Here is a 14624-nt window from a genome sequence, read left to right as displayed (position 1 = left end):
ATTGATTATTAATATTCCCTGTTAGAGTCAAAGTTTTGAAGTTCATTAGCTACGGCTGTCAGGAAGGTAGCCCCAAGGCTTCCGTCAACGATCCTGTGGTCATAACTCATGGATAAATACATCATATGCCGGATGGCTATGCTATCCCCATGCGGAGTTTCTATAACAACAGGGCGTTTTTTGATGGCACCTACGGCCAGTATGGCTACCTGTGGCTGATTGATAATAGGTGTTCCCATCAGGCTGCCAAAAGTTCCCACGTTGGTTAGGGTAAATGTACCATCTGCAATATCCTCTGGCTTCAATTTGTTATTACGGGCGCTGTCTGCCAGGCTGTTAACCTTTTTCGCAAGGCCCACCATATTCAGCTGATCCGCATTCCTGATCACTGGTACTATCAGGTTGCCTGTTGGAAGGGCTGTCGCCATACCAATGTTTATATCTTTTTTGACAATGATATTATTGCCATCCAGTGAACTGTTGATTAAAGGAAACTTCCGGATACAACGAACAATGGCTTCTATAAATAATGGTGTAAAAGTGATCTTTGTTCCTTCTCTTTTTTCAAATTCTTTCTTCACTTTATCTCTCCACATCACCAGGTTGGTGACATCAGCTTCTGTGAATGAAGTAACATGGGGGCTGGTATGCTTACTTCTTACCATATGGTCAGCGATCAACCGGCGCATGCGGTCCATTTCGATGATCTCCACATTGCCGCTGTATGTGGTTGGTGCAGAGGACTCAACTTTATTTACAGGGATCATCATTTGTTGCTGTGTGGAAGATGCTGGTTGCTGTGTTTGAGAAGCAGCTGCCGCTTGGGTTTGCACTTTGCCGCTTCTCCTTTCATGTACGAATTGAAGTATATCGCGCTTGGTAACCCTTCCTTCATTTCCAGTTCCACGGATGTTTTCCAGTTCCACCATGCTGACACCTTCCTGAGCTGCAATGTTCAGTACTAACGGTGAATAGAACTTATTCCCATTAGAAGCTGATGTTGTTGCATTATAGGTATTCTCCTGTAAAGAAGATGAGGAACTTACCTGTGGCCTGGAAGCATGCTCTTCCTGCTGGAAACTTTGGTTTGAATATGCAGTGTCCTGTGAGGTAGGTGCCTGTTTAGGGGAGGAGCTGGCTGGTGAGTCTGGTGTACCTGTCTTTACCCGTGCAATGACTGTCCCAATAGGTACGACATCATTTACATTGAAAAGAATTTCAGAAATAACACCTTCTGCGGTGGAAGGCACCTCGCTATCTACTTTATCTGTTGCAATTTCCAAAACGGTTTCATCCATTTTAACAGCATCACCGGGGTTCTTGTGCCATTTTAAAATGGTTGCTTCCATTATGCTTTCGCCCATCTTAGGCATTACCAGGTCTACAGTAGCCATATAATAGTTTATAGTTTCTTTTAAACTTCCAAAGCCACAATGCAACCAGCATGACTTTCAACCGGGATAACCTTAAAGGCTCCTGGATAGAAAATATAGCAATCATTAGCATTCCGCTCCTGGAATTTGCGCCAAAAATAAGCATTGCGGCTTTAATCTTTCAAGCTCTCCTGTTCTAAGATAAAACGGCGTAACATAGTTAATGCAGTTTGAGCAGTCATTTCAATGTTCCTGCCGCGGTCAAAACGGAAATTATATTGAGTGGCATTAACACTGTTTTTGTTTCCAACCGCAATCCACACTGTACCTACGGGCTTTTCGGCTGTGCCGCCATCAGGACCCATGATCCCGGAGGTAGCTATTGCATAATCACTATCAATGACACCTAAAACCCCCTGAACCATTTCTGTCACTGTTTGCTGGCTTACTGCACCAAAACTCCTGATCGTTTCCTTTTTTACTCCCAATACATTTTCTTTTACCTTATTGGAATAGGAAACAATACTGCCGTTGAAAATAGCAGAAGATCCGGCTTTCGATGTTATAATGTGGGCTATATATCCGCCGGTACAACTTTCTGCAGTTGAGACTGTTTTTCCTGATTTCTTTAGCAGATTACTCACAGCTTCCTGGAGCGAAATATCAGAATCAGCCACCATCCACTCTGCTACGAGAGTTTTCATTTGCTCAAACTGGGCTGATACTTCTTCTTCAACTGTCTTGGCGTTATTGCCTCTACCAGTCAGGCGTAATCTAACCATGCCATAAGCCGGGAGGTAAGCCAGTTTGATATGACCGGGTAATTGTTGTTCGAATTCCTCAAGCACATCTGCTATAGTCGATTCCCCAATTCCTGATGTTAGCAAGGTTCGATGAATTACAGCTGGCAAATCCAGTGTCTCTTTCAACTTAGGAATAACACTGTGTTGAATTAAGCCTTTCATTTCATTGGGTACGCCGGGAAGGGAGATGTAAATGGTGGTCTTGCCTTTTAAAGGAGCATTTGCCGTATCACTAAACTCTCTTGTGGGAGTGTTATTATTTTGGCTTTCTTCTTTTAAAACCAGGAGGATTTTAGAGAGGACCTTGTCTATATGGTTAATGACATCATCATTTGAAAATCTTAAAACTCTGAATCCATTCATTTGCAGCCATAGTGTGCGTTTTTCATCGTTTTCTTTGTTCTGAGGAAGTTGATGAATCAAGCCATCAACTTCAATGATTAATTTTTTTGGCAAGCAAACAAAGTCCGCAATGTAATTTCCAATGATATGTTGCCTTCTAAACTTATGTTTTTCTAACTGTTTACCTCTCAGTTCATGCCATAATGTTTCTTCAGCCTGGGTAGGTTTACTTCTGTGCTCTTTCACAAATTGCTTCAGCAATCCATAAGTTATTGGATCAGCCGTCATGTATTCAGGCCCCCCCGGCCCCCCAAGGGGGGAGAGGCTGGGCTGCGATGAGCTTGAAATCTTTTCAGTTCCTTGCAATGGTAAGGGCTGTGTGCCAGCCAGTCCCCCCATGGGGGGCAGGGGGGCTTCAAACCACATACCCGGAGCCGTACCTCTTAAATTTGGCAGCACCATACAATTGTCCGGCACTTCTGCCTGTTTTAGGTTCCTGTCTGTCAAAGGGCGGTTTAATTTAGAAAAGATATCCTTCACATTTTGAAGGGCAATTTCATCAACAATGAGCTTTGAGTTGAAATATTTACATAATGTGGGTTTGGTGATATCATCAGCTGTCGGTCCAAGACCACCGGTTATAATGATCACTCCATTTTCTTTGCTTTCTTCTGTAAGGGCATTAAGGATCTCTTCTTTTACATCCCCGATAGCTACTCTTTTTTTTACCCATATTCCTATCTTATTTAACTCCTGCGCAATAAACGCACTATTGGTATCAATGGTTTGTCCAATCAACAATTCATCTCCAATAGTTATTATACAAGCGTTGACTTCTTTCATTAGTGAATCACTTAATTTTAGCGCAATGTACGACGCCATGAAAAAACTATTATTTATCTGCTTTTTGCTGTCATCTCTTCTCACTTTCGCCCAGTCTGTTCCCGCAAATATTGAAAAGGCTTTCAGGGCTTTTGAAAACGACTCCCAGCTGCGGCATGCCATTGCTTCGCTATATGTTGTAGATGAAAAAACTGGTAATGTGGTCATTGAAAAGAATGCAGCTATAGGGTTGGCGCCGGCATCTACGCAAAAGATTATCACCGGCGCAGCGACCTATGAATTACTGGGGAAAGATTTTGTTTATAATACTGTAATAAGAGCTAACGGTAAAATCGAAGGCAATATATTGAAGGGTGACCTGTTTATCAGTGGGAGTGGGGATCCTACGCTTGGTAGCTGGCGTTATATTGGTACTAAAAAAGAGGTAATAGTTTCTACCATTGTTTCAAAGCTACGGTCATTGAATATAAAGCAAGTGCAGGGTGCATTGTACATGGACGAATCAGGGTTTTCGTATCAGCCAACACCGGGAGGTTGGATCTGGGATGATATCGGTAATTACTACGGTGCAGGCAGCCGGGCGATCAACTGGAATGAGAACCAATATGATTTGGTTTTACAGCCAGGTAAAGCACCGGGGGATAGTACCAGGATTGTTACAAAGGGTAATGGCTCATCGTCTTTTCAATTAAAAAATGGAATCAAAACCGGTAAACCAGGTAGCGGTGACAATGGATATATTTACCTGGCTCCTTTTAGCTCTTTTGGGATTACAACAGGCACCATTCCCCAGCAGGAGAAATTATTTACAATTTCCGGCTCTTTACCATACCCGGCATTATCATTTGGCGAAGAAATAATAGCAGCACTTAGTAAGGCAAATATTTCCATAGAAAAGGGAACCAAATTATATACCGGCACAGAAGCTTTCAATATTCAGGAACTTCGATCTGCACGGGAGATCATTAGTTTTCGATCTCCATCTCTTGATTCAATGATTTACTGGTTTTTTAAAAAGAGTATCAATCTTTATGGAGAAGCATTTGTAAAGACACTTGCCTTTAAAAAGGAAGGATTCGGCGAAACAGAGAAAGGTGTCAATATTGTCAGGAATTTTTGGAAAGAAAAAGGCATAGAGTCCACAGAACTAAATATGGTGGATGGTTCGGGGCTTTCGCCTCTCAATAGGGTTACAACACATGCACAGGTATCAGTGTTGCAATATGCAAAAAAGCAAAGCTGGTTCCCTGGATTTTACAATGCCTTACCGGAATTCAATAAAATGAAGATGAAAAGTGGTACTATAAACGGCGCAAAAGGTTTTTGTGGTTATCAGCGTTCTTCAGATGGAAAAGACTATATATTCTCTTTTTTGGTCAACAATTATAATGGTTCAGCGACTTCCCTGGTACAAAAAATGTACAAAGTACTTGACGAATTAAAATAAAAATTGCCACTGCTTTTAAATGCATATGTGTTGTCCTAATTAAGAATTACTTTGCAATCTGAACCAAACAAAGACCTACTCTTTATGAGAGAACAAAATTATAAGAACCATTCAAGGATCGTGTTCACCTATCATATTTTAACCTTATTGTCCATCCTGGCATTATTGATTGGCTCTTTAAGAAATGTGATGTATAGCAGCAGGCAGAACCTGTATTCAGCATGGCTGATCGTATTAGTGTCATTTATTCTATTGAGTCTATATATTCATAGCCGTGTATTTGCATTAAAAGCACAGGACAGGGCTATAAGAGCTGAGGAAAGCCTTCGGTATTTCATCCTGACCGGTAAGCGGATCGATCCACGACTGTCCTTAAGTCAAATTATTGCTCTTCGTTTTGCCAGCGATGAAGAGATGCCATCATTGGCAGAAAAAGCTTTGGAGCATGGATTAAGTAATGATGCCATTAAAAAAGAGATAAGGACCTGGCGGGCCGATTGGCAAAGGGTCTGAAAATCCTCATTCTCATAATTGTAATAATGCCATCACTAATCCATGTTTGTATTATAACAGAATGACGTGAAAAGCCACTTATAATTTCCGACAAGATTGATTATTCAAATAGTAGGGAACAGTTCTTAGGTTGTTTCCCGGTATTACTTTCCTATAAACCTGTCCAGGCTTACTTTACCAGGACCTGTAAATAACAAAGTGACAAAGCAACTAAGATACAAGCCCGCACTTTCTCCAACGCCGAAAAAATCGCCCTTATGTGCAAAGAATAAGGCCACTGACATGGATATGATCAGGGGTATGCACGCCAGGCGGGTGAACAATCCAAGTATAATAAATGCCGCGCAAAAGAATTCTGCAAACACTACCAGTGAAAGAGAAGTAGTGGAACCAATATGGAATGGATCTGCAAACCTGGGGGCTTTTTGTGCAAAGTGCATTAGTTTGTCCAGGCCATGATTAATCATCATGGATGAACCAACTCCAAGGCGAAGAATAAGCATGGCGAAAGAAAATGCATTGTCGGAAGTACTGGTACTGAATAATTTTCTCATTAGGTTAATTGAATTGTGGCGCAAGTTTACGTAAACAAATTCAAATATGGTAGACCTTCTGATATGTTAAATAAGATGCGCAAATGCAATTTTATGATGTTCTTTGGAATGATCTTTGGTCAGGGCCAAAATAATTCGAATTCAATCAACGTTATCTTCGCAACGGTTAAAGGACGAACTATGAAGAAAATTTGTGCTTCTCTCACATGCTGCTTTATTTGTGTATTCTCCTATTCTCAGCAAACTATCTTCTTTAAAAATCCCAAGGAAACATTCAACGAAGCAAAGGAATATTTTCAAAAAGAGCAGTATAGCCTTGCCTATCCTCTCTTTAAAGAATTGCAGCAATCTGCCAGGGAAACCAACACGATAAATGATCCTATCGAAGTGCAGGAGATCAATTATTATGCTACTGTAGGCGCTTTGAAGCAAAATGAAGGAAGAGCAGAACTGGATGCTTTGCAGTTTATTGATGTGACCAAGAACAATGCGAGAGTGCAGATGATGAATTTTCACCTTGCTGAATATTACTTCAGGCAGCAACGGTTTTCTGACGCCGTTCAGCTCTATGAAAATGCCAATATTGCCAATCTCAATAACAGGGAGATTGCAGATTATAAATTTCATGAGGGGTATTCTTATTTTACAATGCAGCAGTTTGCAAAGGCTAAACCATTACTGAATGCCATACGTCAGGTAAAATCTGATCCCAATTATATTGATGCCAACTATTACTATGGATTTATTGCTTTCCGTGACAGGGATTACAATGATGCACTTCAAAGCTTTCGCATCGTTGAAAATGAACCGGCATACGAAGCTATAGTACCTTACTATATTGCTCAAATCTATTATGTGCAGGGGAAAAAGGAGGATGCCATCAGCTATGCGGAAAATAAGATCAAGCAGGGTAAGACCCAATATTATGACCTGGAGTTAAAGCAACTGTTGGGTCATGCATACTTTGAAAAGAAGCAATATGCCAAATCGGTCCCTTACCTTGGAGATTATGTAAATCGCTCCAAAAAGGTCAGGCGTGAAGATCTGTATGAACTTTCCTATGCCTATTACCAGGCCGCTGATTACAACAAGGCCATTGAAGGATTTAAGCAATTAAGTGGTAAGGAAGATTCGCTTAGCCAGCATAGTATGTACCTGCTGGGCGACTCTTACTTAAAGACCGGTCAGAAAACCAATGCCAGGAATGCTTTCTTATTTGGATCTTCTAACAATAGTAATCCTGAACAGAGGGAAATATCCAGGTTTAACTATGCCAAGTTATCTTATGAATTAGGCTACCAGGATGAGGCATTGAAAAGCCTCCGGACATTTCTAAATGATTATCCCGACTCTAAATACAGGGATGAAGCCATCGAATTGCTCGTTGGCGCATTGGCCAATACAAATAATTACAAAGATGCCCTGACCCTGTTGGAAGGCATTCAATATCCAACAGCATCGGTAAAACGTTTGCTCCCGAGGATATTATATGGCCGTGCTACTGAAATGATCAATGACGGTCAATTGGCGGAAGCCAATGCATTATTGGATCGTGCTTTAAAAGATCCGAATAATGCATCCGTGCTCCCTTTTGTCAACTTCTGGAAGGGAGAGTTGGCTTACCGTAGTAATAATATAGACGAAGCCATTCGCTATTATTATGCATACCTTAATGCCGGTGCGCCTGCATCGGGTGAGGCTAATGAACGGTCTGTAAAATATAACCTGGGATATGCTTATTACCGAAAAGAAAATTATCCTGTAGCCAGGAGCTTTTTTGAGCCATTAGCTGGCAATGTTTCACTCAGCTCTGACCCTATTACGCAAGATGCGTATACCAGGACCGCTGATGCCTATTTTATGAGCCGTAGTTATACCCAGGCACGTACTATGTATGATAACGTGATCCGGTATTCCTGGCCTGCAGAAGATTATGCGACTTTTCAAAAAGCCATGATCGCAGGTATCAATAATGCAACAGAGAAGATCAACCTGTTAAATACTTTGATCCGAAAGTTCCCTCAATCTAACCTGGTAGATGATGCCAATATGGAGATAGCGAATACCTATCTGGCAGATGAGCGTTTCCGTGAGGCCATTCCTTACCTGACCACAATAATCAATTCTACCGGTAATAACAGTTTGAAACCGCAGGCTTATTTAAAAACAGGGATCGCCTATTATAATTTAAACAATAATGAGTCTGCCATCGCGCAGTATAAGCAATTGCTTGATCATTATCCAAATTCTCCCGAAGCTGAGAATGCGCTGGATAATTTAAAAATTATTTATGTAGAACAAGGTAAGCCGGGAGAATATGCTGACGTGGCCCGGCAGGCTGGCAAACCGATCTCTGTTTCTGCAGAAGATTCATTGACTTTTACGGCTGCCCAATTACAATATGATAATGGGAATATGGCTGCGGCACTGGAGGCTTTTAATACTTACCTGCAGCGCTTTTCGGATGGCACCTATTCCACCAATGCCCAATTTTACAGGGCAGAGATCTATAGCGCCCGTAAAGACTGGCCTAAAGCTCTTAGTAGCTATACGGTAGTGGCGGAAAGAGCACCCAATACTTTTGCGGAAAGGGCAGTATTACAGGCAGCCCGCATCAACTTTTTCGAATTGAAGAATTATGCTGAAGCGGAACGTTACTATGCACAATTAAAACAGATTACCGCCAGCCAGGAAAACCGGCTGGAGGCTATGCGTGGTTTATTGCGCAGCCAATACCAGCAACAAAAATGGAGTGATGCTGTCGCTAATGCAAAAGACCTGATCAGCCAGAAAGGAAGCAGTTCCGATGATAAATCACTTGCCAATATGGCTATTGGAAAATCTGCACAAATGGGTGGTCAGTATGATGTTGCCATTAATTCCTTCAAGCAGGTGATAGCCGTGAATAAGGCAGCACTTGCTGCTGAGGCACGCTATGAAATTGCCAATAGCTGGTTCTTGTTAGGAAGAAATAGTGATGCTGAAAAAGCTGCATTTGAGGTGATCAATAAATCGGGTTCTTACGATTGGTGGGTAACGAAAGCTTATATATTATTAGGTGATGTGTATTTAAAGGAAAAGGATTACTTCAATGCCAAAGCCACTTTCCAGAGTGTGGTTGATAATTCATTGAACGCTGAATTGAAATCCGAGGCACAGGGTAAGCTGAATAAGGTAATTGAAGAAGAGGGGAAGAATAGCAAAGTGAATAATTAATCCGGCAAGCATAGGATATGATGAAACAAAATTTTGAAACAGTATTTAGCAAGCAGTATATGAAATCTTCCATCTTTATAATATTGGCATCTCTGGCAGGATATACTGGTATGGCGCAAGACACTACCATTAAAAAAAGGGAAGTAAGTGTAACATCTACTTTTAAGCCTTCTTTAAAGGAAGCCGCCAAGATCAATATAAATGCTACACCTCCCACGCCGGATACAACCAGGCCAAGGTTGCAATATGCCATTCCCAATCAAAACCTGGCTTTTGCGTTTCAGCCCGGAAGTCTAAAACCGTTGGCCTTCCAGGTTGATACTGGTGGAAGATGGGATAACGATAGCTATATCAAGGCTGGTTTCGGCAGTCTTTCCACACCCTACATACAGGCAGGGCTTTCGGTAGGCGACGGTAAAACTTTAGGATTGAATGCCTATGCCAGGCATTATTCATCAAAGGGGAAGTTACCTTTCCAGGATGTGATGCATACCAATATTGATTTGGATGCCTTTGTTCAAACATCCAAAAACCTGGAATGGAATGCCCGTTTTGGAGGTCTGCAGGAAAAGTATAATAAATATGGTTTTCAACCAGCTACTCTTGAATTCCCTGAAGACTCACTGAATATTAAATACCAGGCATGGAAAGGCCGTCTTGCCTTTCACAATATCAACCGTACAGAACTCGGTATCACGTATGCTCCTGAAATGAAGATCGATGTTTTCAGCGACCAGTTGAGCAACTCGGAAAGCAATAGTTATGTGAACCTGCCACTCACCAAAACAATTGGCACCCAGTTCGAAGTTGACCTGGCACTTGAAGTTAACCATGCCAGTTATAAACCAGAAGGCAAGAGTACAATAACCAATAATTTTGTTACTGCTTCACCTTCCATTTTGTATAAATCCTCCAATGTCAATATCCAGGCTGGCATTAAGCCAAGCTGGGACAATGGGAATTTCAAACTGTTTCCCAATGTCATGGCAGTGTTCAGTTCTGCAGACGACAGGGTTTCTTTCCAGGCAGGCTGGTTAGGTTATATGAGGTACAGCGGGTTTCAATATATGGCCAATTATAACCCGTATATATGGGCTCCCGCTACTACCAGTAATACCTGGATTGAAGAACGATATGCGGGTGTAAAAGGATCAGTGGGCGATCATTTCAGCTATAGTGCCAAAGTGGGATATAACAAGATCAATAACCAACCATTGTATATTAACGATACGCTTAGCGGAAAATCCTTCGAGGTACTCAATGAACCTGAAATGAAGGTGGTGAATTTTGCGGGTGAGCTGGGGTATACAGTAGGAGAGCAGTTCTCAGTGATTTCTAACCTTACCTTCAACCGGTATAAGCTGCAACTAAATGAAAAAGCCTGGGGTTTGCCCCCATTAGAATGGAATACGAGGCTGACAGTGCAGGTTTTAAAGGATCTATATGTTAATGCCAATTTATATGCGTTTGATGGTCCCTGGTCATTAAATAAAGTGGGCCGCCGAGACCTTCCGGCAGCCATGGACCTTAGTGCCGGTCTTGAATTTAAAGTGGTTAACAATGTAAAATTGTGGGCGCAATTCAATAATGTATTCAATAAGGAATACCAGCGTTGGAACCAATATCCAACTTATGGATTTAATTTCCTCGGTGGTGTTGTATTTTCGTTCGCTCAAAAGAATTAAGGTGCTGTCTTTACTTACTAAATATTTATTGCAATTCCGGAAGTTATCCATACCTCATGTGGGAACATTTGAATTGGTGCAGCATCCTGCAGAATTTAACGTGGTGGACAAATTACTTGTTCCTCCTTCCTTCACCCTGAACTGGAATAACAGTGATGTGCTTTCGGACCACCAGGTGCAATTCCTGGCAAATTCCATCAATTCAGATCCGGAAAGTATAAAATCTGAACTGGATCAATTTGGTAAAAAGTTTAGTTACAGGATGAGAAAAGAACCATTTACCTGGAATGGCATAGCCGATTTAAAAGGATCCGATAGCAGCATAGCCATTGAACAACAGTTCCTGGTAATGGATGGCCTGGCAGCGGTGCCGGCGCATAAGGTAATCAGGGAAAATGTAGAACATAGCATGCTGGTTGGTGATCACCAAATGACTTCACAACAGGTCACAGACACTTTAGCCAGGCCTGCCAGGAAAAGGTCAATAGCTGTGTTGGTTGGCTGGATATTACTGATAATTACCATTCTTGCCATACTGTTTATATTATACAGGAATGGATTTAATCCTTTATCCTCAGGCCTTAAAATGAAGGCCGCTTCGGGAACAGTTTAATTGATATTGTTTCCCGATTACCTATTTTGCAGCCTCTTTTATGAGCAAAGTGCATTATACCCAGTGCCCGGTTTGTGGCAGTTCTGATATTCACCCTTTATTAACTGCTAAAGATCATTCGGTAAGCGGGGAAGAATTTGTAATATGGCAATGCCAGTCATGTACCTTACGTTTTACACAGGATGTTCCGGATGAAAGCTCTATCGGTCCTTATTATCAATCACAGGACTATATTTCCCATAGCAATACCAATAAAGGACTGCTCAATAAACTTTACCAGGCAGTCAGGAAATTTACATTAGGCCAAAAATCTGCTCTGGTCATCTCACATACCACCAATAAAGGAAGGATACTGGATATAGGTGCAGGTATTGGTGCTTTTTTGAATGAAATGAAAGGAAAGGGTTGGGATATTGAGGGAATAGAGCCAGATTACGGGGCCCGGCAACAGGCAAAAAAGCTTTTTGCTATCGATGTAAAACCTGCGCCGGAATTGAGGACTCTTCCTCATAATAACTTTGACGCTATTACTTTGTGGCATGTGCTGGAACATGTAGAGAGCCTGCAGGATTATGTAGCCTTATTAAAGCAATTGTTGAAAAAGAATGGGAAGATCTTTATTGCAGTACCCAATTACACTTCCCTGGATGCTGACCTTTATGGTAACCGCTGGGCGGCTTATGATGTGCCAAGACATTTATACCATTTTACTCCAAGGTCGGTTGATGTGCTGGTTCAAAAGCATGGGATGAAAATAATAGCCCGCAAGCCTATGTGGTTTGACGCATTTTATATCAGCTTATTAAGTAGTAAATACCGTACAGGAAGTACTTCCTGGCTGGGAGCAGCCCTTAATGGTATTCGTTCCAACTTTAAAGCGCTACTCAATAAGGAAAAGGCCAGTTCCCTGATCTACATTATTTCAAAAGATTAAAAAGCAAACTGAATCTCAAACATTTGTGGCCAGTTTTTCCCGGTAACGTATACTTTTTTTGTTTCAGGATTATAGGCGATGCCATTGAAGAATTCAGCATGAGGATCGCTGTTCTTTACTTTGTTCACCAGTTCTGTCAGGTCCATCTTGCCTACAACCTGTCCATTGGAAGGGTCGATTTTTAAAATGTAATTGTATTGCCATTGGTTTGCATATACAAAGCCATTGATATATTCCAGCTCATTGACATTTACTGCAGGCGTGCCGTTTTCCGTTACACCCTGCACCCGTAATAGGCGAAAAGTTTGTGGTTCGTAAAAATATAGATTACTGCTACCATCACTGGCTATCAGGTTTTTCCCGTCATTGGTCAGACCCCAACCCTCAGGGTTCAAGGGTAATTCTTTAATTTTCTTAAAATCCTTTGCAGAATATACCTGAACCAGGTGCTCCTGGTAGGTTAACTGGTATAACGTATCATGTAAAACGGTTATTCCCTCCCCAAACAGTTTAGGGTCAAGCTTTACCTGTTTTATAATTTTAAGATCGGGAAATGACTTTTGTACTAACCTTGATTTGCCATATAAGCCGGTACTTTCCAATAAAGTGCCTTTGTAGAATTCTATCCCTTCGGTAAAATAACTGGTGTCGTGAGGTTGCGTAGAAACTACGCTGTAACTCATTACAGGTATTGGATTTTCAGCCGGGGAGCCTGAACTTTCTTCTGTATTATTATTACAACTAATAAAAATGATGAAAAGGGTAGCGGCAAGTACGCAACTAAGTTTCTTCATCTGACAAAAATAAGGGATGGGTCAAAAGACTTTTGTTAAACAAATAGTTTTGCTTTCTTTGTTTATATGGATATTGATTTTTAAATTTGGGCATTACTTTCTACGTATCCTACCAAAGATCCCCTCAAACTTTACACTGTCCTTTACCTCCGATTCCTGGGAATGACTTTTGCAATTCCTAATACTGTAGTTCCAACCTTCCTGGAAAATTCCGTACTCCAAAAGCCTGTGCATTGCTGTAAACCCTGGAACTATGAGGACGATCGTCTTTGGTATCTGTTTATTGCTTTCCTCTTTTATATATGCACAGCGCAATTGCGGCACTCCATCCTATATGGATGTATTAAAGAGTTCTCAACCTGGATTGCTTAATAATCTTTCCAATGTGGAAGTATTTATTGAGCGTTATAAAACCAATTACCGTTTAGATGGTGATTTTGCCAGTTCGGTGATAACCATTCCGGTTGTGGTTCATATTCTGTATAATAATACTGCACAAAACATATCTGATGACCAGGTTAAAAGCCAGGTAGATGCATTGAACCGGGACTTCAGGAGAGATAACCAGGATTCAAGCCTGACCCCCCAGCGTTTTAAGGGGATGGCAGCAGATACAAAGATAGAATTCAAACTTGCTACAGCCGATCCAATGGGAAGGCCCACTATGGGTATCATTCATAAAAAGACCTCGTTACCTTTCTGGAAAGCCGATGACAAGATCAAGTACAGCAGGGAAGGAGGTGATGATGCCTGGGATAGCCGGTATTATTTAAATATATGGGTGGGTAATATTCAAACAGTGATAGGGTATTCTTCTGTGCCGGGATGTGAAACAGCCACCGATGGAGTGGTTATTGCCACTTCAGTTTTTGGCACCCTGAATATGTCCGGCACATACAATTTAGGCAGAACCGCTGTTCATGAAGTTGGGCATTGGTTAGGATTGAAGCATATCTGGGGTGATTATTATTGCGGAGACGATGGCGTGGACGATACTCCGGTCCAAGGGAATTTCACACCCGGTTGTCCCAACACATTTCGTAGTTCCTGCAGCAATGGATCATTGGGAGATATGTATATGAATTATATGGATTATACCGGTGATGCCTGTATGAATTTATTTACCAATGGCCAGAAGTTGAGGATGCGTGCTTTGTTCTATGAGGGAGGGCCAAGAGCTGGTCTATTATCAAGCAAGGGTCTGAACAAACCATGGTTGGAAGAAGCTCCACCCTTGGCGGTAAATCCATCGTCGGCCATTTTCCCCAATCCAACCGCAAGCGATATTAATATAAATCTTGATGATAGCTGGATAGGTACCACTATTAGTATGACTGATATAAATGGAGTGGTGATATTCTCTGTCAGGGTCAATTCAAGCATCCAAAAATTGTCAGTATCACAATTAAAACAAGGCATGTACCTGCTGCAAGGAGATAACGGGAAAAGAAAACTGAGAGAAAAATTTATCCGCTTATAAGTTCATTTGCTATCGACAGGAGGTGCC

11 protein-coding genes are annotated in these 14624 nt (G+C 41.5%); 7 read left to right on the top strand and 4 right to left on the bottom strand.

Annotation, left to right across the window (positions count from 1 at the left end):
* Nucleotides 1-8 precede the first annotated feature (8 nt).
* Nucleotides 9-1394, bottom strand: a complete 1386-nt coding sequence (locus BP74_RS09600; RefSeq protein ID WP_496373478.1) for a dihydrolipoamide acetyltransferase family protein — start codon at nt 1392-1394, stop codon at nt 9-11.
* Between the two features lie 152 nt (nt 1395-1546).
* Nucleotides 1547-3361 carry a nicotinamide-nucleotide amidohydrolase family protein gene (locus tag BP74_RS09595; RefSeq protein ID WP_496373476.1) on the bottom strand — a complete coding sequence of 605 codons (1815 nt, stop codon included), beginning with the start codon at nt 3359-3361 and terminating at the stop codon, nt 1547-1549.
* A gap of 37 nt (nt 3362-3398) precedes the next feature.
* Between BP74_RS09595 and dacB the strand changes: the two genes are divergently transcribed.
* The gene (gene dacB / locus BP74_RS09590; RefSeq protein ID WP_496373474.1) at nt 3399-4808 is read left to right on the top strand and encodes a D-alanyl-D-alanine carboxypeptidase/D-alanyl-D-alanine endopeptidase; all 1410 of its coding nucleotides are present in this window, start codon (nt 3399-3401) and stop codon (nt 4806-4808) included.
* 84 nt (nt 4809-4892) lie between these two features.
* Nucleotides 4893-5321, top strand: a complete 429-nt coding sequence (locus tag BP74_RS09585) for a DUF6526 family protein (RefSeq protein ID WP_496373472.1) — start codon at nt 4893-4895, stop codon at nt 5319-5321.
* Nucleotides 5322-5464: 143 nt separating this feature from the next.
* Here BP74_RS09585 and BP74_RS09580 read toward each other — a convergent pair whose 3' ends face one another.
* Nucleotides 5465-5875, bottom strand: a complete 411-nt coding sequence (locus BP74_RS09580; RefSeq protein WP_496373470.1) for a DoxX family protein — start codon at nt 5873-5875, stop codon at nt 5465-5467.
* 180 nt (nt 5876-6055) lie between these two features.
* Here BP74_RS09580 and BP74_RS09575 point away from each other — a divergent pair, with 180 nt between their 5' ends.
* The 4 genes from BP74_RS09575 to BP74_RS09560 are packed head-to-tail and all read left to right on the top strand — an operon-like array spanning nt 6056 to nt 12323.
* Nucleotides 6056-9091, top strand: coding sequence for a tetratricopeptide repeat protein (locus BP74_RS09575; RefSeq protein WP_496373468.1), 3036 nt, complete (start codon nt 6056-6058; stop codon nt 9089-9091).
* 17 nt (nt 9092-9108) lie between these two features.
* Nucleotides 9109-10776: a hypothetical protein gene (locus BP74_RS09570; protein WP_496373466.1), complete on the top strand. Its 1668-nt coding sequence runs from the start codon at nt 9109-9111 to the stop codon at nt 10774-10776.
* Nucleotides 10724-11389, top strand: a complete 666-nt coding sequence (locus tag BP74_RS09565) for a hypothetical protein (RefSeq protein WP_496373464.1) — start codon at nt 10724-10726, stop codon at nt 11387-11389. Before BP74_RS09570 ends, BP74_RS09565 begins: the two co-directional genes overlap by 53 nt.
* Nucleotides 11390-11429: 40 nt before the next feature.
* On the top strand, nt 11430-12323 hold the full coding sequence (locus tag BP74_RS09560; protein WP_496373462.1) for a class I SAM-dependent methyltransferase: 894 nt from the start codon (nt 11430-11432) through the stop codon (nt 12321-12323).
* On the opposite strand, the gene BP74_RS09555 is transcribed toward BP74_RS09560, so the two are convergent.
* On the bottom strand, nt 12320-13117 hold the full coding sequence (locus BP74_RS09555) for a glutaminyl-peptide cyclotransferase (RefSeq protein ID WP_496373460.1): 798 nt from the start codon (nt 13115-13117) through the stop codon (nt 12320-12322). The two genes, BP74_RS09560 and BP74_RS09555, sit on opposite strands and share 4 nt — an antisense overlap.
* A 253-nt stretch (nt 13118-13370) precedes the next feature.
* Here BP74_RS09555 and BP74_RS09550 point away from each other — a divergent pair, with 253 nt between their 5' ends.
* Complete coding sequence (locus BP74_RS09550) at nt 13371-14597, top strand: T9SS type A sorting domain-containing protein (RefSeq protein ID WP_496373458.1); 1227 nt, start codon at nt 13371-13373, stop codon at nt 14595-14597.
* Nucleotides 14598-14624 lie beyond the last annotated feature (27 nt).

The organism is Flavisolibacter ginsengiterrae DSM 18136, from assembly GCF_059568575.1.
The sequence above is the reverse complement of the archived record's forward strand: the minus strand, read 5'-3'. Positions and strand labels throughout refer to the sequence as shown.

Bases quoted from the DNA above. Each gene is read 5' to 3' on its own strand.
- BP74_RS09600 (WP_496373478.1), bottom strand. From the start codon at position 1,394: ATGGCTACTGTAGACCTGGTAATGCCTAAGATGGGCGAAAGCATAATG.
- BP74_RS09595 (WP_496373476.1), bottom strand. From the start codon at position 3,361: ATGAAAGAAGTCAACGCTTGTATAATAACTATTGGAGATGAATTGTTG.
- dacB (WP_496373474.1), top strand. From the start codon at position 3,399: ATGAAAAAACTATTATTTATCTGCTTTTTGCTGTCATCTCTTCTCACT.
- BP74_RS09585 (WP_496373472.1), top strand. From the start codon at position 4,893: ATGAGAGAACAAAATTATAAGAACCATTCAAGGATCGTGTTCACCTAT.
- BP74_RS09580 (WP_496373470.1), bottom strand. From the start codon at position 5,875: ATGAGAAAATTATTCAGTACCAGTACTTCCGACAATGCATTTTCTTTC.
- BP74_RS09575 (WP_496373468.1), top strand. From the start codon at position 6,056: ATGAAGAAAATTTGTGCTTCTCTCACATGCTGCTTTATTTGTGTATTC.
- BP74_RS09570 (WP_496373466.1), top strand. From the start codon at position 9,109: ATGATGAAACAAAATTTTGAAACAGTATTTAGCAAGCAGTATATGAAA.
- BP74_RS09565 (WP_496373464.1), top strand. From the start codon at position 10,724: ATGGATTTAATTTCCTCGGTGGTGTTGTATTTTCGTTCGCTCAAAAGA.
- BP74_RS09560 (WP_496373462.1), top strand. From the start codon at position 11,430: ATGAGCAAAGTGCATTATACCCAGTGCCCGGTTTGTGGCAGTTCTGAT.
- BP74_RS09555 (WP_496373460.1), bottom strand. From the start codon at position 13,117: ATGAAGAAACTTAGTTGCGTACTTGCCGCTACCCTTTTCATCATTTTT.
- BP74_RS09550 (WP_496373458.1), top strand. From the start codon at position 13,371: ATGAGGACGATCGTCTTTGGTATCTGTTTATTGCTTTCCTCTTTTATA.